The organism is Paenibacillus sp. NEAU-GSW1 (assembly GCF_009737085.1).
Taxonomy (GTDB): domain Bacteria; phylum Bacillota; class Bacilli; order Paenibacillales; family Paenibacillaceae; genus Pristimantibacillus.
This window is the reverse complement of sequence record NZ_WOVL01000004.1, coordinates 43,259-64,797: the sequence shown is the minus strand read 5'-3', so window position 1 is coordinate 64,797 and position 21,539 is coordinate 43,259. Positions and strand designations below refer to the sequence as shown.

Sequence of the window (21,539 nt, the reverse complement as noted above, 5' to 3'; positions counted from 1 at the left end):
AATCCGATGAGAATGACGGGATTGGCGTCAGGACTCGATATCGACAGCATGGTCAAGGAGTTAATGAAGGCTCGCAGGACGACTTATGACAATATGGTCAAAAAGCGGACCAAAGTAGAATGGCAGCAGGAAGATTATCGCTCGATGGCCACCAAAATCGTTGACTTTCGCAATAATAAATTAGCGTCTTTCAAGCTGGCTAACGTAATCGGCGCCAAAACATCGGATGTGAGCGGCGACACAAATGCGCTGACGGTCAATTCGACTAGTGCGACTTCGGCAGGCTCTCTTACTGTGAAGGTAAACCATGTCGCTACAGCAGCGAATACGATTTATACCTTTAATAATAAAGAAGCTGACGGAGTAACGGACAAGAAGCTTAAAGATTTAGGGTTTGCACTGGAATACGAGGCTGACGGCGTAACTGAAACGGGCAATATCCTGGTAAAGATCAACGGTGTGCAAATTAAGACATCGAAAGAAGGTACATTAAGCGAACTTGCTGGAGCCATTAATGCCAAGGCAAGTACTTCTAAAGCAACCGCCCTTTATGACTCAGCTTCAGGCAAGTTTTCGATTTCGGCAACGAAGACTGGCGAAACAGACGCTGCGACTTATACGGGATTAACGGTTGAAACGTTTGCTGCGGGACCGAGTGTCACCAATGTAAACAATACCAACATAGGCAGCGACGCAGACATTACAGTAAATGGACTCGACTATAAGCAGGCTAGCAATCAATTTACGGTAGCAGGATTTAATTTTACGATTAAATCCGAGGCGACTGCGATGATTACTGCAAGGCAGGATACAACTAAGATCGTCGATACCATTAAGTCGTTTATAACGGAGTATAACAGTCTGATCAGTTCGGTAAACTCAGAGCTTTCTGAAAAGAAAAACTATGATTATAAACCGCTGACAAGCGACGAAAAAGAAGAAATGACGGAAGACGATATTAAAAATTGGGAAGCGAAAGCGAGGAGCGGCTTGCTTAAGAGCGACAGCTCGCTATCAACAATGATTTCCCAATTTCGCTTAGCGACAAACGATTTGGTCAAAGGGATTATAGATTCTTCCGGGAACGCCCTTTCTATTGGGATTACAACAGGAAGCTATTCGGAAAAAGGAAAACTGGTGTTGGATGAGGACAAGCTTCAAAAAGCGCTGAGTGATAATCCCGATGCGGTTATCGCTTTGTTCTCGGACAGCACGAATGGCGTATTTAGCAAAATGACGAAATCATCCATGACTGCATTGGAGAATATGTCTAAAAAGGCAGGTACCTCGTTAACAAGCACGGACCTGACAGGCAGCTTCATGGAAACTTCTTTATTAGGTGACCAAATCAGAGCGATGAAAAATCGCGAAAAACAAATGCTCGATCGTCTGGATAAAGCCGAAGATCAATATTACAAAACGTTTTCGGCTATGGAAACTGCGATTAATAAATTCAACTCTCAATCTTCCTCTCTATCCAGTTATTTACAGTAGTTAAAGGAGTGAAACGGTTTGATCAATTCACCTTATCAAGCTTATCAGCAATCTTCAGTCCAAACCGCTTCGCGCGGCCAGCTTGTCATTATGCTGTACGAAGGAGCTATTCGATTTACGAGAGCTGGCGCTGAAAGCATTCGAAACCGCAATTATGAATCTGCCAATACGAATCTGAAAAAGGCTCAATCTGTCATAAATGAGCTGATTGCTTCCCTCGACCGAAGCTTTGAAATTTCGAATGATTTGGTGCGAATTTACGAATATATGCTTCATTTGCTCATTCAATCCAATATCAAGAAGGATGCCGCTCCCGCAATGGAAGTTATCGGGCATTTAACAGAGCTTCGTGACGCGTGGAAACAAATTATGAAAGGTACGTCCGCGAATGTTCAAATGAATACGGGCTCTGTACAATGAAAGCTTCATTAGAACGCTTATACGAGACAACGTTAAGTCTTTCCCAGCGTTTGGATATGGCAGACAGCGATGAGCTAGCGGCTTTGGTAGAGCTCAGGGATGAGGTTATCCGAAATTTGGAGCTTAAATCCAATATTACGGATACTGAGAAGAGAATGCTGAAAGAAATCGGTGAATTGGACGAGGCCGTAGTATTCCGAATGATAGCTTTAAAAGAGGAAGCAGCACAAGCGATTAACAAAATGTCGCAATCGCGTTTGCAGAAGAAAGGTTACCAAAATGCTTACGCGGCAGAGAGCTTTTTCTTTGATACAAAAAAATAATATGAGACTGAACAAGCCGTCGGATTCCGCTCCGACGGCTTGTTGTATCACTGCTGTGGGAATATATTCATATCACATTAAGCGAATGGTTGACCGATATATATATACAGTACATAGCTTGAGGGGGCTTGATCATGAATCAAGTGATGCAAGATGCAGCAGAGAGCATTGAAGCCATTAAAGTTTTTCTGCCTAAAATGATTGACGCATGTTATGTGGCAGAAAAGAAATTTTACGAACCAATAAATGATTCCTTCTGGCAGCAATTCGCCGAAATCGTAGAAGGAATGGATGATTTATATAAAACTTTGCAAACTGTCCTCAGCCAGATTGACAATGATCGCTCATATACGGCACTTGCGCTTCGCCTTCAGCAAGCGGCGGCAGGAATAAGCCAATCCTTCCAGATGCTGAATGTCTATGTAGATGAAGAAGATTATGTTGGAGCAAGCGATATTTTAAAATATGAATTCATCCCTCTGTTTCAACAGTTAGCGGCTGATTTAGGGGAAGAAGACGCCGTTATGCAGCGTCGATTTGAAGCCAACCAACAGTTTTTAAAGCAGCAATACCCTAAGGCATATGAACAACTTCGTACAGAGGCGTTCGGTAATCAAAACCACTACCAATTGACATATAGCAGAAATAATAAGCCTAATCTTGCCTGGATTAAAGAGAATAAAAAGTTGAAATTTATACATAGTCAGTATGATCCTGAAGATGAGGCTAACCGGTGGGTGCGGAAAATAACAGACAAGGTGATGGATAAGTCTGATATTATCATGTATGGATTCGGGCTCGGCTATCATGCTAAAGCATTTTCGGTTGCTTTCTCAGATAAAAGGCTTACTATTTATGAACCTGATGTGCAAATGCTACGTTCGGCCATGTTGATGGTTGATTTGCAAGCCATATTCAGCCAGCTGAATATGGCCGATTTTGTCGTCGGTCCGGATAAAAAAACTCGTAATATGTTGATGCACCAGTTTTTAAAGCAGATGAAGGGCGATCCTGAGATCGTAGCGCTTCCGTTATACGATGGAATGAGCGAAACCAATCTCATACAGTTTTCAGCTGATGCGCAGATGGCAATTTTGAATTATCGCGGTACCGTTCGAATGTACGAAAAATTCGGCTGGGAATGGACGGAGAATAGCCTGAATAATTTAGCGATGACTCTAGGCACCTCCAACATCGCTGGTTTGAAAGAACGGTTTGACGGTATGAAGGCTGTTATTGCCGGTGCCGGCCCTTCCTTGGCAGAAGACATTGAAGCGCTGCGCCAATTGAAAGAGCATGCTTTTATTATCGCGGCCGGGACGACGATTCAATCTTTGCTGCATTATGGCATTGAACCGCATTTAATCGTCACGATGGATGGCAGCGAGTATAACTATAATGCTTTTAAAGGTCTTGATCTACGCCATATACCGCTCTTGTATACGCCTATGGTTGCATACAAGATTGTCGATGAAAAGAAGGATCAATTGTTCCATGTCCATTTCACGAATGATTATGTGACCAAGTATCTGATGGACTTAAAAGAAGACGATCCAATTGTCCGTCCAACCAATTCTGTAACGGGAACAGCCATTCAAGCGGCAATATATATGGGATTTAAGGAGATTGTATTTACCGGACAGGATCTGTCATATCCAGGGAAGCAATTGTACGCCCCAGGTGCAGAGCATTTGCCCAAGGACTACGCTGACGCGATATTGAAAGATGTCGGCTTGTTTGTAGAGAATGTTCAGGGTTCTATGAATCCAACGAATTACGGCATGAAAACGACATTAGCTGACATTGAAGAGTTATTGGTGAATCACCCTGAAATTCGATTTACTAACACGTCGGCCCAAGGAGCCAAAATAAAACATACGACGTGGATGCCCATGGCGGAAGTGTTGAAGCAGGTTCAGGATACATACATGGACTCCGAAATACTAAGAAGAGAATTAGGGACTCTGAAAAGTTATGATAGTGAAAGAGTAGTTGCTGCTGTTGCCCGTTTAACACAATTGCCAGAACAATTAAATCAATGCTACGAGCTGCTTAAGCAAATTGACAGCCACATTGATTCCGTAGTCGAGTGGAGCCAAATAAATGCAACAAAGTGCGTAAAGGCGTTTATGGATATAGATAAGAAGTGGAAATTGGTAGTGGCAAGTTCACCGTTCCGAGTGTTTTTTTTCCTATTGTTCCGCAATCAACTGCTGCAATTCGAACGGGATTTGCCAGAGCTTGCAAATGAAACCAATACTACTAGGAAAGCAGAACTGGCTCGCGATATTATGCAGCCTCTTATTCAAGATATGATGGCAGGAACGCCGAGGTTGAGCGCTTTGTTTGAGGAAAGTTTAAGAAGAGTGCGGGCAAACGCGCAGGGTGAGTGAAGTAAATGGAGGCGTTGCAATGAATCGTGTCGAGGCGGATGGGTATTTAGAAGCTATTAAACCTTTTTTACCGGAGCTTATTGCAGCAAGCAGCAATGTTGCAGAGTTGTTATATGAACCAATCAACGAACAGACCTGGCAGCAATTCGGTGAAATTGTGGAAGGTATCGATGATCTGTTTAGAACGCTGAAAACGATAGATACTCTATGCAATGACGATGCGGGAGTATATGAATTTACATCTTGTATCGATAGAGCTATTGAAAGTATACAAGAAAGTTTTTATGCTTTAAATGATCGGATGGATGAAGAAGACTATGCCGGAGCGGCCGAATGCATCCGTTTTGAGTTGATCCCCATATTCAGTCAGCTTGCAAGAGAGCTTGGGGATAACCAGATGACAATGGATAACCGGTTTGCTGCAAACATGCAATTTTTAAAGCGTCATTATTCAAAAGTGTATGCGCGAATGAAGGCATTCCAAGATGGTGCGCATTATAGCGTCACTTATGCGAGGAATGGAATGCCAAATATTCGCGTCGCGGAAGAAGGCCGAAAGCCGCATTATATACATAGTCAATTCGATCCATTGCAAGAAGCAGACCGTTGGGTTGAATATCTGGAGAAAACTGTACGGAATAAATCGGTAATCATGATGTACGGCTTTGGTAATGGTTATCTGGCTCAAAGTTACGGACGAAGCTATCCGGAGCATATTCTGTATATTTATGAACCCGATGAACGGGCTTTTGCAGCTGCAATGAGAGCTATCGATATGGACCAGTTGCTTTCATCATTGAATATTGAAGAATTGGTAGTGGGAACAGAACCGACGGCACGGGAAAGGCTTGTAGATGTTTTCAGTACACAAAGAGGCGGCCAGGAAATTGTTATCTTGCCTGCTTACCGGAAGCGGAGAAACGCAGAGGTTATGGCGTTTTTTCGTGAGATAAAGGATGCTGTTTTGAACTATTCCACACTGCTTTATAATCATGAACAGTTCGGGATGACTTGGATCAGGAATAATATGTTTAACTTGGAAAAGGCGCTCAATACTCCTTCTATCAATGGACTAAAAGATAGATTTAAAGGAATGACAGCAGTAATTGTTGGGGCAGGTCCGTCATTAGAACAAGATATTGCACTGTTGAAGCAGATGAGAAGTCATGCTTTGGTCATTGCAGCCGGGTCAACCATCCAATCGCTGCTCCATTATGGCGTTGAGCCGCATTTGATTGTTTCAATCGATGGCTCGGAGGCCAACTATAACGCGTTTCACGGATTGAACATCGAAGATATTCCGTTATTGTTTGCTCCGATGCTTCAATACCAAATTATAGAATCGCGTGCTGAGAAGCTGCTCCATACATTTATTTCAGCTGATCCAACCACAAAACATTTTATGAACTTGACGGAAGCAGACCCGATATTCCAAACTACATTTTCGGTTACAGGAACGGCAATTCAAGCTGCTATTTATATGGGGTGCGATGAAATCGTCTTTAGCGGCCAGGATCTATCCTATCCCGGTGACAAAATGTATGCTTCGGGAGCAGATCATTTCTCAGAGGAATCCATGAAAACGACCGTAAACCAGGCAGTTCTTCAGGTTGAAAATGTAAGCGGGGGGAAAAATAGGACAAACCAGGCTATGATGCAGACATTGCAGGATATTGAGAATTTGATAGCCTCTTTTCCAAACGTTCGATTTATTAATACAAGCCGAGCAGGCGCTAAAATAAAGCACACCCTTTGGGAATCTATGGAGAGTGTATTATCTCGTTATTATAATCGGGTAGTAGACGAGAAAGCATTGATTCGGGAAATGGCTGCAATGCCTCTCTATGATCATGCGAGAGTGAGAAAAACTCATGAAAGGATTAATCGATTGCCCGAACAAATAAAACAATGCGAACAAAGCTTGAAGTGGATTGTTCAACAGGTTAATCTGCTTTCGAAAATGCGGGAAACGGAACTGGATAAATGTTCTTCAGTAATTGATAAGATAGATGATGCGTGGTTGAAAATCACGAAGGGCAGTCCATTTAACGGTTTGTTTATTAGAGCATGCTGGGGGGGACTGAAACGACTCGAGGTTCAGCTTTATAAGCTGAAGGATGCGAATAGCGTATCGGAACAAGCGGACTTTTATTGCGAGTACATGAAGCCGCTTGTACAAGAAATGCTGAATGTTTGTCCAGAGCTAATTGAAATTTCTGTAGAAGCAAAAGTAAGATTAGGGAGTGTCGTATGAAAAAATACCGCAAAGTGCTAGTAACCGGAGCCGACGGATTTATCGGCTCCCATCTCACGGAAGCGCTTATTCGTCGAGGGTATCAAGTAAAGGCATTTACGCTATATAACTCTTTTAATACATGGGGATGGCTGGATCAATGCGCGGATGATGTAAAGGGTAAGTTCGAAGTGTTTTCCGGCGATATCCGTGATCCGTATGGCGTAAAAGAGGCGATGAAGGATTGTGATGCCGTGCTGCATTTGGCGGCACTAATCGCGATCCCTTATTCCTATCACTCCCCTGAAACATATGTCGATACGAACATTAAAGGAACGCTAAATGTGCTGCAAGCAGCGCGCGAATTGAATGTTTCCAAGGTTATCCATACGTCTACGAGCGAAGTATACGGCACGGCAAGGTTTGTGCCGATTACAGAAGACCATCCGCTGCAAGGGCAATCCCCTTACTCGGCGACGAAGATCGGTGCGGATCAGCTGGCATTATCGTTCTATCGTTCGTTCCAAATGCCGGTAGGCGTCATTCGGCCGTTTAATACTTATGGACCGCGTCAATCGGCGAGAGCGGTTATTCCGACGATCATTACGCAAATCGCCGCAGGCTATAAGGAAATAAAGCTTGGCGCGATCAGCCCGACCCGCGACTTTAACTATGTCGAGGATACGGTGAACGGATTTATTGCCATGCTGGAGTCGGAAAACGGTATCGGTGAGGAGATCAATATCGGCAGCAATTACGAAATCTCGATCGGTGATACAGTGAAGCTCATTCGTGAGATTATGAATGCGGATATCAAGATTGTTAGCGATGAAGCCCGTATCCGACCGGAAAAAAGCGAGGTTGAGCGACTTTGGGCGGACAATTCCAAAGCGGAACGCCTTTTGGGATGGAAGCCTCGCTACGGAGGAAGAGAAGGTTTTGCGCGCGGGCTTGGCCATACGATTGAATGGTTCACGTCTGCAGGTCATTTAGCGATATATAAAGCCGATCAATATAATCTATAAAGTTAGCGACGGGGGATTTGTAATGAGCGAGGAACAGCTGCCTGACCTGCTTGTGAAGACGATTCAACAGGCACTCTCCTATCCGACAGCGTTTACGGCACTGCACGAGCCTTTGTTCGAGGGCAAGGAATGGGAATATGTGAAGGACTGTCTGGACACAGGCTGGGTATCGTCGGTCGGTCAATATGTCGACCGATTTGAACGCGAACTTGCCGCATATACGGGTGCTCCTTATGCGATAGCCGTCATGAACGGAACTGCGGCATTGCACATATGCCTGCTTCTGGCAGGCGTAAAGCCGGGTGATGAAGTGCTCATGCCGTCGCTGACGTTCGTGGCTACGGCAAATGCGCTCTCCTATTGCGGAGCGGTTCCGCATTTGATCGACGTCTCGAGTGATACGCTTGGGGTTGATCCAGTCAAGTTGGATCATTATTTACGCGGCATCGCGGAGCTTCGTTCGGACGGCTTTGCTTATAACCGGCAAACTGGAAGACGAATGGCTGCTGTTGTGCCGATGCATACGTTTGGGCATCCAGTTGAGTTGGATAGTCTAGTCGACGTGTGCGATCGTTATCGTCTTGAACTGGTGGAGGATGCGGCAGAGTCGCTTGGTTCTTACTATAAAGGCCGACACACCGGTACTTTCGGCAAGCTGGCTGCGATAAGCTTTAATGGCAATAAAATCATAACGACTGGCGGCGGCGGGGCTATCCTGACTGCGGACGAATCGCTTGCGAAGCAGGCGAAGCATTTAACGACGACGGCCAAGCTGCCGCATCGGTGGGCATTCCATCATGATCAGACGGCCTACAACTATCGGATGCCGAACCTGAATGCCGCACTTGGCTGCGCTCAGCTCGAGCAGCTGCCAAGCTTTCTTGCTCGCAAGCACAAGCTGTCGGCACACTATCAACAGGCGATATCGCCGTTGAAGGGTATAAGCTTTTTCACGGAGCAGGAGCATGTGTCAAGCAATTATTGGCTGAATGCAATTCTGCTCGACGAGCCTGACGAACAGCTAAGAGACCGAATACTGGATGCGACAAACAATGCCGGTTTAATGACCCGTCCCATCTGGACGCCGATGCATCGCCTGCCGATGTACAGCGAGTGTCCGCGAATGGATTTGACGGTAACGGAGCAATTGGAGCATCGTATCATTAATCTTCCTAGCGGTCCGAAGCTTATGGATTGATCAAGAAGGGCTGGCGAAACAAGTTGAGGAAAATATGCGTCGTAACAGGTTCGCGTGCAGAATACGGTCTGTTATACCCTCTATTGAAAGAAATAAAATCCGATTCTGAACTGCAACTGCAAATAGCGGTTACAGGGATGCATCTATCCCCGGAATTCGGGCTTACATACAATGAAATCTTGAATGATGGCTTTCAAATCGACGAGAAGGTAGAAATGCTGTTATCGAGCGATACGGCAGTTGGCGTTACGAAATCGATGGGCCTTGGGCTTGTCGGTTTTGCCGATGCGTTCCATCGTCTGCAGCCGGATATCGTTGTGCTGCTTGGCGACCGTTACGAAATTATGGCGGCGGCGCAAGCGGCAATGATCGCGAATATTCCGATCGCTCATTTGCATGGGGGCGAGAGCACGGAAGGCGCAGTGGACGAAGCGATTCGGCATTCGATAACGAAAATGGCGCATTTGCATTTTACGTCTACGGACACCTATCGTAATCGGGTTATTCAGCTAGGAGAACAGCCGGAGCGGGTGTTTAACGTGGGCGCAATCGGGCTAGACAACATTAAAGAGCTGGAGCTGCTATCGAAGGAACAGTTGGAACAATCCATTGATTTCAAGCTGGGAGCTGTGAACTTTCTCGTCACGTACCATCCATTGACAATAGGCGGACGAAGCTCGGAAGACTCGACGCTCGAATTGCTCAGCGCGCTCGATCGTTTTGAGCATGCGCGCATTATTTTTACGAAGCCAAACTCCGATGCTGACGGGCGTATTATCGGCAGACTCATTGATGACTATGTCCGCAGCCGCTCCGATCGTACCGTATCGTTTCAATCGCTTGGCAAGCTGCGCTATTTAAGCGCGTTGCAATATGTCGATGCGGTAATCGGCAATTCTTCCAGCGGCATTATCGAGGTTCCGATGTTCAAAAAACCAACGGTCGACATCGGTGATCGGCAAAAGGGGAGAATGAAGGGGAGCAGCATCATTGAGACGGCAGAAGACCGCGACAGCATTGTTCAGGCGATAGCATTGGCGTTAAATCCGGCATTTCGAGACGATCATGTGCAACGAGCAGCTAATATTTATGGATCGGGCAGAGCTGCCAAGCAAATAAAGCAATGTTTGAAACAGGCTGATTTGAACGGTATTTTGAGAAAAACGTTCTACGATATCGGGCAGCAGGGAGGTTGCTAGGATGGCATACATCATTGCGGAAGCGGGCGTTAACCATAACGGCTCGCTGGACTTCGCATTGACAATGATTCGCGAAGCGGCTGCCGCAGGAGCGGACGCAATTAAATTTCAAACGTTTAAAGCAGATCAACTGGTGAGCAAGCATGCTGCTAAAGCTGATTATCAGAAGCAAACAACGGACGCGGCCGAGTCGCAGCTTGATATGATCCGCAAGCTGGAGCTATCTTCCGAGGAGCATGCTGTTATTATCGAAGAGTGCCGCCGGGTCGGCATCACGTTCATGTCCACGCCGTTTGACCTGCCAAGCTTGCAGCTGTTGACTGGAACCTATAAGCTGCAAACGCTGAAAATATCTTCGGGAGACATTACGAATCTCCCGTTGCTTTACTGCGCCGGCAGGAGCGGCGCGGACGTTATTCTGTCGACGGGAATATGTACGCTTGGCGAAATCGAGGAGGCGCTGGGCGCTTTGGCTTTCGCTTATATAGACCAGGATGATGTGCCTTCCGTGGAATCGTTCCGCGCTGCTTATTTCTCTGATGCTGGTCAAGACGCGCTTCGCCGCCATGTCACGCTGCTGCATTGCACGACTGATTACCCAACCGCGAGTGAAGACGTCCATCTGAACAAGATGGTAACGATAAGACAAGCATTCGGACTAAGAACAGGCTATTCCGATCATACGATTGGAACGGAAATTTCTGTTGCAGCCGTTGCGCTTGGCGCGGTTGTCATTGAAAAGCATTTTACGCTGGATAAATCGATGGAGGGGCCGGATCATAAAGCGTCAATGGAGCCGGAAGAGCTCGCATTGATGGTCCGTCAAATCCGCAACGTCGAGAGGGCAATGGGAATTGCCGTCAAAATTCCTGCCGCTTCTGAGCTCCGCAACGCGACGGCGGCTCGCAAGAGCGTGGTTGCTGCACGGTCGATTACGGCTGGAGAAACGTTTACAGAAGCGAATTTGACGCTCAAACGACCGGGCAACGGCTTGCCGCCTTCTGCTTACTGGAAGCTGTTAGGACAAACTGCAGACCGGGCATACGAGCCGGATGACCTGATCCGATGAAGCCGGTCATCCTAATTGGCGGAGGCGGACATGCGAAAGTATGCCTTGACCTTCTGCTTCGACAGCAAAGCGAGATCGTCGGCTATACAGCGCTTCAAGCGAGCAGCTCTTTGCCCGATTATATCGCATATTTAGGCGATGACGAGGCGGTGCTTCGTTACGAGCCGGGAGAAGTAATGCTCGTTAACGGAATCGGCATGCTCGGTAGTTCGCGAATTCGAAGCAGGATTTATGCTCGCTATAAGAAAGCGGGCTACACGTTTGCTTCACTCATTCATGATTCAGCTGTTGTCTCCAATCTGGCAGAAGTATGCGAGGGTGCGCAAATAATGGCAGGGGCTGTCGTGCAGGCTGGAAGCGTCATAGGGGCTAATGTGATTGTGAATACCAGAGCGGTCATTGACCATGATTGCACCATTGGGAAGCATGCCCATATTTCTCCTGGCGCCGTCTTATGCGGAGGAGTGACGGTTGGAGAGCATGTTCATGTCGGCGCCGGAGCGAATGTAGTCCAGCAGGTGTCGATAGGGGATGAAGCTGTCATCGGAGCGGGATCGTTGGTTCTCAGGCCCGTCGATTCCTGTTCGCTTGTGTACGGAGTCCCCGCCAAGAGGGCGGATAGCGTGATGGAATAATTTATCAACGCCGACAGTGTTATTTTCTGTCGGTTTTTCTCATTTTATCGGGAGTTATGACCGATATACAATGTAAGAGAGTGCTTGCGGCGCAAGCATGAACGCAATTTTCATGAAGAGGAGTGGCTAAGATGAAACGAATAGATCAGTTGCTGATCTCACCGCATTCCTCCATTTTAGAGGCTCTACATATTATTGACAAAGGTTCCGTTCAAATTGCCCTAGTTGTTGATGAAAGCCAAAAGCTTATTGGCACGATTACAGACGGGGATGTCCGAAGAGGCATTTTGCGCGGAATCGATTTGAATAACGAAGTCCAGCATATTATGAAAACCGACCCGATGATTTCGTATGAAGAAGACAGCCGGGACGTTATTTTCGCTAAAATGAAAAACTATAACCTCAAGCAAATTCCGATCATTGACCGGCAGGGCAAGATTGTTCGACTCGATTTGCTGGATGAAATTATTAAGCAGGAAAGAAGCGACAACTGGGTTGTCCTTATGGCCGGAGGTCTCGGTTCAAGGCTTGGCGAGCTGACTAGAGACTGTCCAAAGCCGCTGCTCAAGGTTGGCAGCAAGCCGATTCTGGAAGGCATTCTGGAAACCTTTATTGCAAACGGCTTCTACCGCTTTATGATTTCGGTCAATTACAAAGCGGAAATGATTATGGACTATTTCGGAGACGGCTCGAAATGGGGCGTCGAAATTATTTACATTCAGGAGAGCAAGCGCTTAGGCACTGCAGGGGCGTTAAGCCTGCTCCCATTCATTCCGGACAAGCCGATCATCGTCATGAACGGAGATTTGCTCACTAAGGTCAACTTCCAACAGCTGCTTGACTTTCATATGGAGACCAAGGCGAGTGCGACTATGTGCGTTAGAGAATACGAGTTTCAAGTGCCGTATGGCGTTGTGAAAGTGGACAACTCCCGGCTGCAAAGCATCGAGGAGAAGCCGGTGCAGCGCTTCTTCATCAGCGGAGGCATCTATGTGATTTCTCCGAACGCGCTGCAGTACATCCCGGACAATACGTTTTACGATATGCCGTCTCTGTTTGATAAGCTGCTGCAGCTTGGCGCGGAAACGTCGGCATTTCCGATTCGGGAATATTGGATCGATATCGGCAGAATGGACGATTTCGAACGGGCAAACAGCGAAGTGCTGGAGGGAATGCTGACGATATGATAGCGGGAAAAAAAGTGCTCGGCGTCATTCCCGCCAGAGGCGGTTCTAAAGGCGTTCCCGGAAAAAACATTCGCGAGCTTGCGGGCAAGCCGTTAATTGCCTGGACGATTGAAGCGGCCGCCCGGTCTGTCTATCTGGACCGCGTCATTATTTCCTCCGATGACGATTCAATTATTCAAACGGCCATTGCGCATGGCGGCGACGTTCCGTTTAAACGGCCCGAGCGGCTGGCGCAGGATGGGACTTCGGGACTTGCGCCCGTCGTGCATGCACTGGACGAGCTGCCGGGTTATGATTATGTCGTCCTGCTGCAGCCGACCTCTCCGCTCAGAACGGTTGAAGATATCGATGCGTGCATCGCCCAATGCGAGAAAAGCGGCGCACCCGTCGTGTCGATGACGGAGCCGGATAAAAGTCCGTACTGGATGTTCCGGATTGGAGCGGGGGACCGGTTATCGCCGGTTATGGGGCATGTCGAGTCAACGCTCAGACAGGACTTGCCTGCAGCATTCGTGCTGAATGGAGCTATATATGTATCGGATGTAGAAGGCTTCCGCAAGACGGAATCTTTTCTGACCGAAGAGACTACAGGTTATGTCATGCCGAAAGAACGATCCGTGGACATTGATACACTGCTTGATTTTTGGTTATGTGAGGCTATTATTGCAAATAAAGCGAACAATTAGAACGCGAACGAAGAGCTTCTCAGATTCATCATAAATTGCTGTGAGCCTACAACCTAACGGGTACTATGAGACGTAAAGGAGCGGGTTGTCAGGAAAATGGTGGGCATACATAAGGGGGTATCGAAGTGAAAGAGGAAATTAAAGATTTATTGCAATATCTTAACTCGCTAAAAATTGAAATAGAAGATTTGCTAATAAATAATCGATTAGATGAAGCGGAAAATAAAATTAATGAGTATTCTACATATCTAAATAATAGTGAATTTTATACGTTAAAGGCGACATATTATTTTCAAAGGGGCGAGTACAAAGAGACCCTGGAAACTTTGCTGGAGGGGTTGCAGAAGCATCCGTTCAGCTTTGAAATATTATTTAACTTAGGTATTATTTATGAGCAAATGAATGATGTATTATCAAGCTGGAAGTACTATGCATATGCCGCAAAATATTCTCGAAATACATCATTGCATGAAGAAAGTACTGAAAACCTTAAACGCGTAATAGCACAGATTTCAAATCCTGAGGTAAGAACAGAAAAACTAAATGAACTAGATCAGATTTTAAACGAAGTTGATGCAAGAGTATTCCCTCTAGATCAGGATAATAATTCTCTAGTGCGGAAGGTAATGCACAAGGGAACAGATGAAGAGTTTATGATTAATATGTACAAGACGCATTCGGTTGGAGATATAAATGTTAATTCACGGATATTTTTTAAAACGGAACTTTTAAAAGGGAAAGAAATTCAGGGGGATAATGAATTTTTCTTGAATAGCCCTTCAATTGTACCTATTTCCAAAATTCAACAATCTACAGAAATTAAATTTTCTATTAACAATCAAACGTATCCATTTTCAGAAAAAGATTTGACGTCCAATAACTTTCATTATCTGAAGTTTAATGAACCAGGAAAATTGAAAATTTCAGCTAATAAGGCTGTATTTGTTGGAAATCCCATTGAGATGGATGATAAGCCTAAGACACCAAAGCTCGTGTTCAAAATATTTATCGATGGACTTTCATATAAGTTTTTGGAACAAAAGGGTTTAGAGAATGTGATGCCGAATGCTTATGCCTTCTTTAAAGAAGGGTTTATCTCAAAAAATAGTTATGCCACAAGTGAATGGACGTTACCTAGTAAAGCTAGTATAAATACAGGGAAATATCCAACCAACCACAAACTGCTTCATCCGAACTTTACTTATAATTTCGAGAAATATAATAAATTGATGGCGGAATATTTTAAAGAAGCGGGCTATTTCACGACGAAAATTTGCACCAATTGGAGAACGACTCCGACGTTTGGCTATTACAAGGGATTTGATCGAATCCTATATCAAAACTTCATAGGCGGTATGGATTGTAAAGAAGTAATCATGGAAGCAATCGAACACCTGGAAGCGTTTAGTGGTAAAAATCAATTTCTTTCTATCTCTCTAATGGATCTTCATAATGTTCCTGATGAAATTGAAAATAACCTATATGCTCAAGTAAATACAGATATATTCTATCGATTAAATACCCAAAATAAAGGCGAAACTTCTGTATTAACGAAATACGATGAAAATAAAATAATTAAATATTACGAGGAAATAAAAAGAGTTGATATATTTTTAGGTGTTCTTTTTGATTATATTAATAAAAAGTATAACAGTGAAGAATTTCTAGTTGTGCTGCACTCTGATCATGGTCAAACATTTTTAGAAAAAGAAAATAGTATTTCACATGAAAGCCGACGAAAAATTCCAATAATGATTAAAGGCAAGGGTATTCCTAGCTTAATGTCAGATGAAACTATTGAATCTATAGATATTCTTCCTATTATGTTACATCAATGCGGCATAAAGATTCCTGATAATATCGACGGTAAATTGCCGAAGTGTTTTGGAGGAGAAAGCGAACGACAATTTGCTTTTACGCAAATCATTCATCCAAATCAAACCTATAAGGTTGCTATTAGCGACGATCAGCATAACTTTCAATTTGAAACGGAAAAGAAAGTTGGGAATGATCTTACCGTATGTTTTGAAAATTACACCATGATGCTGCTAGATAAACATACAAATAGAGATGAAAAAGATGTATATGTCGAGAAATTGAAGTTTTATGAAAAGGTCGTCTTTGAACATATTAAAGAATTTATCAGATGGAACAAAGAAAGCTGAAAAAGGAAGGCTTAATATTCGGTAATGCGAAGGGGATCCTATCAATGGCGAATGCACAGCAGAGACTGTTAAGTGAAACAGAAAACATAGAATACTGGAATGAATTTTATAAAACGGTAAAGATTCAAGAGGAATCAACTTTTTGCACATTAATAAAAAATACGATAAATAATAATGCGATTATCTTGGATATTGGTTGCGGATCTGGTAGAGATGCATTTTCTTTTGCTAGAGATGGATTCGAGGTCGTAGGTGTAGATAGATCGGAAGAAGCTATTAAGTTAAATGAAGTTCTGAAAGAAAATATACACTTTAATGACTTGAAAATAAAATTTCAAGTTGTAGATATCGCTGATGAACAAGGATTAGGGGAAATTGTTAAATCGGTAAGTCAACTTGCAACAAACGAAAATAAAAAACTTGTCGTGTATGTCAGGTTTCTATTGCATTCTATTAATGAAACGACAGAAAAAGTATTGCTATCAACCATTTCGAAATATTTAAAGAAAGGCGATTATTTGGCTTCAGAGTTTAGAACGATCGAAGATCAAAAGTTACATAAAATTTATGATAATCATTACCGAAGATTTATTGTATCTGAAGATCTTCTGAGTGATTTAGAAAATAAGTATGATTTTAATAAAGTGTTGTTTACTAAAGGAACAGGTCTATCGATTTACAATAATGAAGACCCTTATTTAGGCCGAATTATAATGGAGAAAAACTAAAACAACTTGAAAATTAGCGTTACACAATATCATCTCAGAATATAAGTACAGCAGCAATGAATTCGCTTACAAGGAAATATTGACAATACCGTGACAATGATGGTATATTCGACTTGTGGGCCTTACCTAAAGACGCCTCACAGTATTTGAAGATGAAGGGACTGTTCTGAATGCAAGGTAAAGTTAAATGGTTCAATGCGGAAAAAGGTTATGGATTTATCGAGACTGAACAAGGCGGCGACGTATTCGTTCACTTCTCCGCAATCCAATCCGAAGGCTTCAAAACACTCGAAGAAGGCCAATCGGTCGAATTCGACATCGTTGAAGGCGCTCGCGGTCCACAAGCAGCTAACGTTGTTAAACTGTAATCATTCGGCTTAATTAAGCCACTAATAGATGGTTCATTTATAACTATCTAACTCAAAAGCCCCGGCAAGCCGGGGCTTTTTTTATTGCTATTTAACAACATCATGGAGATTCAGACGGTTTCGTTTGCAAGCTCTGTAAGCCGCTCATTGACTTGCTCGTTATACAGGCCGCCATGATAGCATACAACCGTTTGGATATCGAAGGCGGATAGCTTTGAAAGTGAATGCTGAGCTGCGGCCGGGTCCAGCGTAGTGTGGGGATCGGCACCCCATAGCTGACCGTCCCGTACAACGAGGGCGTCACCGGCAATCAAGCAGCGGGACGGTTCATGATAGAGACTGATATGACCTGGCGTATGTCCTGGAGTATCAACAACAACAAGACCGCCGCACCATGGAAGACGGTCGCCGCCAGCAATGTCGCGATTGACTTCGGCCCGAGGAGGATGCAGCATAAGCGCTTTGAGTCCCTTCCTAAAGGACTCGGGGACGTGGTCAGGCAGCAGATCGATACTTGCAATCGCCTTTTCCGTGAATCGCAGCAGTCGTTTGTCTCCCTGGACGTAAGGTTTCTCAAGAATATGGGCAGATACTTCGATTCGTTCAGGGGAGTCTTCTATTAATTGTTGCAAGTTGCCGATATGATCAATGTCTTGATGCGTGATGATGATCCTGCTAAGCCGGCGAGAATCTACACCTAAGCAATCAATTGCGGCGATGAGTTGATCGATTTGACGGGGAAAGCCTGTATCTGCAAGCACAACGTCGTGATCGTCCCAGAGCAATACCGGGTGAACGGTGTCCGGACGACCAAGAACCGGGGCGGCAATGGATAGCATGGCAATGCCTTGACCAATAAGCAACGTGGTTCACACTCCTAGAAAAGAAAGATGATACCCGGCCGGGGTCTGGTCAATATAATACAGAGAAAATCAGTTGATGTAAATACCTAAAAATTATATCATACCATAAAATTTTTTTTTGGTCAACGTCTATTTATGGAATCTACAGGGGGATTCAGCGATACAAGTTTCGACAACATATCGTTAACCAATTCTACAAAATAATTATCAGAAAATTCACAATAAACAAAAATCTATTTTGTAATAGCCCGATGCATATGTTATAATAAGAGCATGTAAAGGAGGAATGCCCCATGAAATACACCATTCGAGGTCAACGGTTTCAAGTGACAGACGCACTACGTGATTATGCTGAAAGAAAGCTAAGCCGCTTGGAAAAGTATTTTGAAGCACCTGCCTCCGAAACAACCGTAACGATGTCTGTCACTAAGGGACAGCATGTCGTCGAAGTAACGATCCCGCTCAAAGGCTTGCTCTTGAGAGCCGAGGATAAGAGCCAAGATATGTACGCATCCATCGACGTTGTGGTGGACAAACTGGAACGTCAAATCCGCAAGCATAAAACGAAACTGAACCGTAAATTCCGCAACAGCTACGGTGTCCGGACTGTATTCAAAGAAGAAGGCAACGTCGCTACCGCCGTGAGGGTGCTGGATGACGAGGACGAATTGGAGCTTGTTCGCACCAAGCGCTTCACGCTGAAGCCGATGGATGTCGAGGAAGCGATTCTTCAAATGAATATGATAGGCCATAATTTCTTCGTATTCTCCAACGCGGAGAGCAAAGAGGTAAACGTCGTTTACCGGCGCAGCGACGGGAAGTATGGCTTGATCGAGCAAGATTGACAACGGCTGTTCATACAAACGATAGAGCCTTTTTCCCGCAAGGGAGAGGCTCTTTTTATTTTACTAGCGTACCTATTGCTGGAAATGATGTCGATGCGTTGCGGCGCTCTCTACAAACTGTTACAATTTAAGGCAAACAGGCGTAATAACGAAAGGGGAAGACCATGCTCGGACTAGTGAAAAAAATATTCGGTGATCCCAACGAACGCGAGGTTAAGCGTCTCTCGAAAATAGTCGAAGAAATCAACGGACTGGAATCTACCGTATCCGGTTTGTCGGATGATGCGCTTCGCAATAAAACCGAGGAATTTAAAGCGCGTATTGAAAAAGGCGAAACACTGGAACAAATTATGCCGGAAGCTTTTGCGGTCGTCCGCGAAGCGTCCAAGCGTACGCTCGGCATGCGTCATTTCGATGTGCAGCTGATGGGCGGCATGGTGCTGCATGAAGGCAAAATTGCGGAGATGAGAACAGGCGAAGGCAAGACGCTTGTTGCTACCCTTCCTACTTATTTGAATGCATTGCTCGGCAAAGGCGTTCACGTCATTACGGTCAACGATTACCTCGCATCGCGCGACAGCCAAATCATGGGGCAGCTGTACAACTTCCTTGGACTTACCGTCGGCTGTAACATGCACGGTCTCTCGCACGAAGAGAAACAGCACGCCTATGCATGCGATATTACTTATGGAACGAACAACGAATTCGGATTCGACTATTTGCGCGACAACATGGTCCTTTATAAAGAGCAAATGGTTCAACGCCCGCTTTATTTTTCTATTATAGACGAAGTGGACTCGATTCTCGTAGACGAGGCGCGTACGCCGCTTATTATTTCGGGACAAGCGGCTAAATCGACGGAGCTCTATTATGCCGCTGACCGTTTTATCAGCCGCTTGAAAGAGGAAGAGGATTATACGGTTGATATCAAGCTTCGCACCGTTATGCTGACGGAAGCGGGCGTCGAGAAGGCTGAGAAAGCTTTCCATATCGAGAACTTATTTGATCATGCCAACGTGCTTCTTAATCATCATATCCAGCAGGCGTTAAAAGCGCATGTCATTATGAAACGCGATGTCGACTATGTCGTGCAGGAAGAAGAAGTCGTCATCGTTGACGAATTTACCGGCCGTCTGATGTCGGGCCGCCGTTACAGCGACGGCTTGCATCAAGCAATCGAAGCGAAAGAGCAGCTCAAGGTTCAGAATGAGAGCATGACGCTTGCGACGATTACGTTCCAGAACTACTTCCGGATGTACCGCAAGCTGGCCGGCATGACCGGTACGGCGAAGACAGAGGAAGAAGAGTTCAAACGGATTTACGGGCTTGAGGTTATTCAAGTGCCGACGAACCGTTCGATGATTCGTAAAGATGAGCCAGATGTAGTATACAAAAACGAGCTTGGCAAGTTTAAAGCGGTTGTCGAGCAAATCGTGGAACGCCACAGCAAAAACCAGCCGGTTCTTGTCGGCACCATCTCGATCGAGAACTCGGAGAAGCTGTCCGAAATGCTGAAGCGCCGCGGCGTTGGCCATAAGGTGCTGAATGCGAAATTCCATGCCGAGGAAGCGGAAATTATTTCGCGCGCAGGCCAAGCTGGAGCGGTTACGATCGCGACTAACATGGCGGGCCGCGGTACGGACATTTTGCTGGGCGAAGGCGTGGCTGAGCTTGGCGGTCTGCACATTATCGGTACCGAGCGTCACGAAAGCCGCCGGATCGACAATCAGCTTCGCGGACGCGCCGGCCGTCAAGGCGACCCGGGCTCGTCGCAATTCTACCTCTCGCTGGAGGACGAATTGATGCGCCGCTTCGGTTCGGAGAACATCATGGGCATGATGGACCGCCTTGGTATTGATGAAGACCAGCCGATCGAAAGCCGTATGATTTCCCGCGCAGTGGAATCGGCTCAAAAACGCGTTGAGGGCAACAACTTCGATACGCGTAAAGTTGTCCTTCAATATGACGACGTTATGAACCAGCAGCGCGAAGTCATCTACAAGCAGCGCCGCGACGTGCTTGGCTCCGAGAACATCCGCGAGGTTGTCATGGAGATGGTGAAGCCGGTTGTGGATCGCATTGTAGAGGCGCATACTTCTGAAGATATTCCGGAAGAATGGGATCTGCAAGCAATCGTTGATTACGTGCATGCGACATTGCTGCCAGAAGATACGTTCACGAAGGACAATCTATGGGGCAAAGAGCAGGATGAGATTATCGAGCTGATCTACAATAAGGTCGTCTCTTACTATGATGAGCGCGAGGAAGCGCTCGGCTCCGAAATGATGCGCGAATTCGAGAAGGTTGTCGTGCTGCGCGCTGTCGACAGCAAATGGATGGACCACATCGACGCGATGGATCAGCTTCGCCAAGGTATCCATCTTCGCGCTTACGGCGGCACCGATCCGCTTCGCGAATATCAGTTTGAAGGCTTCGAGATGTTCAAGGAAATGATCGAGCACATTCAAGAGGAAGTTGCGAAGTATGTGATGAAAGCTCGCGTTGAAAGCAACCTGGAGCGCCAAGAGGTCGCTCAAGGCCAAACGACGACGAACAGCCCGGCCGAGCAGGAGAAACGCCCTGCTAAGCGGCTTGACCGTGTTGGCCGCAATGATGCTTGTCCTTGCGGAAGCGGCAAGAAGTATAAACAGTGCCACGGCGCTGAGTAACGGCTAATCGGTTGAACGTGGCGCCAATTAGGCGCATAC

At 45.5% G+C, this 21,539-nt stretch carries 18 protein-coding genes; 17 read left to right on the top strand and 1 reads right to left on the bottom strand.

Annotated features, from left to right (window positions below):
- The first annotated feature begins 6 nt into the window (after positions 1-6).
- The 15 genes from fliD to GOM71_RS03545 all read left to right on the top strand — a co-directional run bounded on the left by fliD (position 7) and on the right by GOM71_RS03545 (position 17,123).
- Entirely contained in the window at positions 7-1,494 is a 1,488-nt protein-coding gene (gene fliD / locus GOM71_RS03615) for a flagellar filament capping protein FliD (protein WP_156278388.1), read from the top strand.
- Between the two features lie 18 nt (positions 1,495-1,512).
- A complete protein-coding gene (fliS, locus tag GOM71_RS03610) occupies positions 1,513-1,914 on the top strand; it encodes a flagellar export chaperone FliS (protein WP_156278387.1) in 402 nt (133 codons plus the stop codon).
- Positions 1,911-2,237, top strand: a complete 327-nt coding sequence (gene fliT / locus GOM71_RS03605; protein WP_156278386.1) for a flagellar protein FliT — start codon at positions 1,911-1,913, stop codon at positions 2,235-2,237. The genes fliS and fliT overlap by 4 nt, the downstream gene beginning before the upstream one ends.
- A gap of 134 nt (positions 2,238-2,371) precedes the next feature.
- Positions 2,372-4,630 (top strand): motility associated factor glycosyltransferase family protein, encoded by a 2,259-nt coding sequence (locus GOM71_RS03600; RefSeq protein WP_156278385.1) that lies wholly within the window; start codon positions 2,372-2,374, stop codon positions 4,628-4,630.
- Between the two features lie 19 nt (positions 4,631-4,649).
- Complete coding sequence (locus GOM71_RS03595) at positions 4,650-6,884, top strand: motility associated factor glycosyltransferase family protein (protein ID WP_156278384.1); 2,235 nt, start codon at positions 4,650-4,652, stop codon at positions 6,882-6,884.
- On the top strand, positions 6,881-7,888 hold the full coding sequence (locus tag GOM71_RS03590; RefSeq protein WP_156278383.1) for an NAD-dependent 4,6-dehydratase LegB: 1,008 nt from the start codon (positions 6,881-6,883) through the stop codon (positions 7,886-7,888). Before GOM71_RS03595 ends, GOM71_RS03590 begins: the two co-directional genes overlap by 4 nt.
- Positions 7,889-7,910: 22 nt before the next feature.
- Positions 7,911-9,086, top strand: a complete 1,176-nt coding sequence (locus tag GOM71_RS03585) for a LegC family aminotransferase (RefSeq protein ID WP_156278382.1) — start codon at positions 7,911-7,913, stop codon at positions 9,084-9,086.
- The gene (gene neuC / locus GOM71_RS03580; protein WP_367649454.1) at positions 9,083-10,285 is read left to right on the top strand and encodes a UDP-N-acetylglucosamine 2-epimerase; all 1,203 of its coding nucleotides are present in this window, start codon (positions 9,083-9,085) and stop codon (positions 10,283-10,285) included. The genes GOM71_RS03585 and neuC overlap by 4 nt, the downstream gene beginning before the upstream one ends.
- Before the next feature lies 1 nt (position 10,286).
- Positions 10,287-11,354: an N-acetylneuraminate synthase gene (gene neuB / locus GOM71_RS03575; protein WP_156278380.1), complete on the top strand. Its 1,068-nt coding sequence runs from the start codon at positions 10,287-10,289 to the stop codon at positions 11,352-11,354.
- Entirely contained in the window at positions 11,351-11,989 is a 639-nt protein-coding gene (locus GOM71_RS03570) for an acetyltransferase (RefSeq protein ID WP_156278379.1), read from the top strand. The genes neuB and GOM71_RS03570 overlap by 4 nt, the downstream gene beginning before the upstream one ends.
- Before the next feature lie 131 nt (positions 11,990-12,120).
- The gene (locus GOM71_RS03565; protein ID WP_156278378.1) at positions 12,121-13,176 is read left to right on the top strand and encodes a nucleotidyltransferase family protein; all 1,056 of its coding nucleotides are present in this window, start codon (positions 12,121-12,123) and stop codon (positions 13,174-13,176) included.
- The gene (locus tag GOM71_RS03560) at positions 13,173-13,862 is read left to right on the top strand and encodes an acylneuraminate cytidylyltransferase family protein (RefSeq protein WP_156278377.1); all 690 of its coding nucleotides are present in this window, start codon (positions 13,173-13,175) and stop codon (positions 13,860-13,862) included. The genes GOM71_RS03565 and GOM71_RS03560 overlap by 4 nt, the downstream gene beginning before the upstream one ends.
- 125 nt (positions 13,863-13,987) lie before the next feature.
- Complete coding sequence (locus GOM71_RS24825) at positions 13,988-16,027, top strand: sulfatase-like hydrolase/transferase (protein ID WP_156278376.1); 2,040 nt, start codon at positions 13,988-13,990, stop codon at positions 16,025-16,027.
- A complete protein-coding gene (locus tag GOM71_RS03550) occupies positions 16,009-16,755 on the top strand; it encodes a class I SAM-dependent methyltransferase (RefSeq protein ID WP_156278375.1) in 747 nt (248 codons plus the stop codon). The genes GOM71_RS24825 and GOM71_RS03550 overlap by 19 nt, the downstream gene beginning before the upstream one ends.
- Before the next feature lie 170 nt (positions 16,756-16,925).
- Complete coding sequence (locus GOM71_RS03545; protein ID WP_028599014.1) at positions 16,926-17,123, top strand: cold-shock protein; 198 nt, start codon at positions 16,926-16,928, stop codon at positions 17,121-17,123.
- 110 nt (positions 17,124-17,233) lie between these two features.
- Here the strand turns inward: GOM71_RS03545 and GOM71_RS03540 are convergent, their stop codons facing one another.
- On the bottom strand, positions 17,234-17,986 hold the full coding sequence (locus GOM71_RS03540) for an MBL fold metallo-hydrolase (protein ID WP_253944682.1): 753 nt from the start codon (positions 17,984-17,986) through the stop codon (positions 17,234-17,236).
- A 293-nt stretch (positions 17,987-18,279) separates the two neighbouring features.
- On the opposite strand from GOM71_RS03540, the gene hpf reads away from it, so the two are divergent.
- Both hpf and secA read left to right on the top strand, forming a co-directional pair.
- A complete protein-coding gene (hpf, locus tag GOM71_RS03535; protein WP_156278374.1) occupies positions 18,280-18,831 on the top strand; it encodes a ribosome hibernation-promoting factor, HPF/YfiA family in 552 nt (183 codons plus the stop codon).
- A gap of 164 nt (positions 18,832-18,995) precedes the next feature.
- Complete coding sequence (gene secA / locus GOM71_RS03530) at positions 18,996-21,500, top strand: preprotein translocase subunit SecA (RefSeq protein ID WP_156278373.1); 2,505 nt, start codon at positions 18,996-18,998, stop codon at positions 21,498-21,500.
- Positions 21,501-21,539 lie beyond the last annotated feature (39 nt).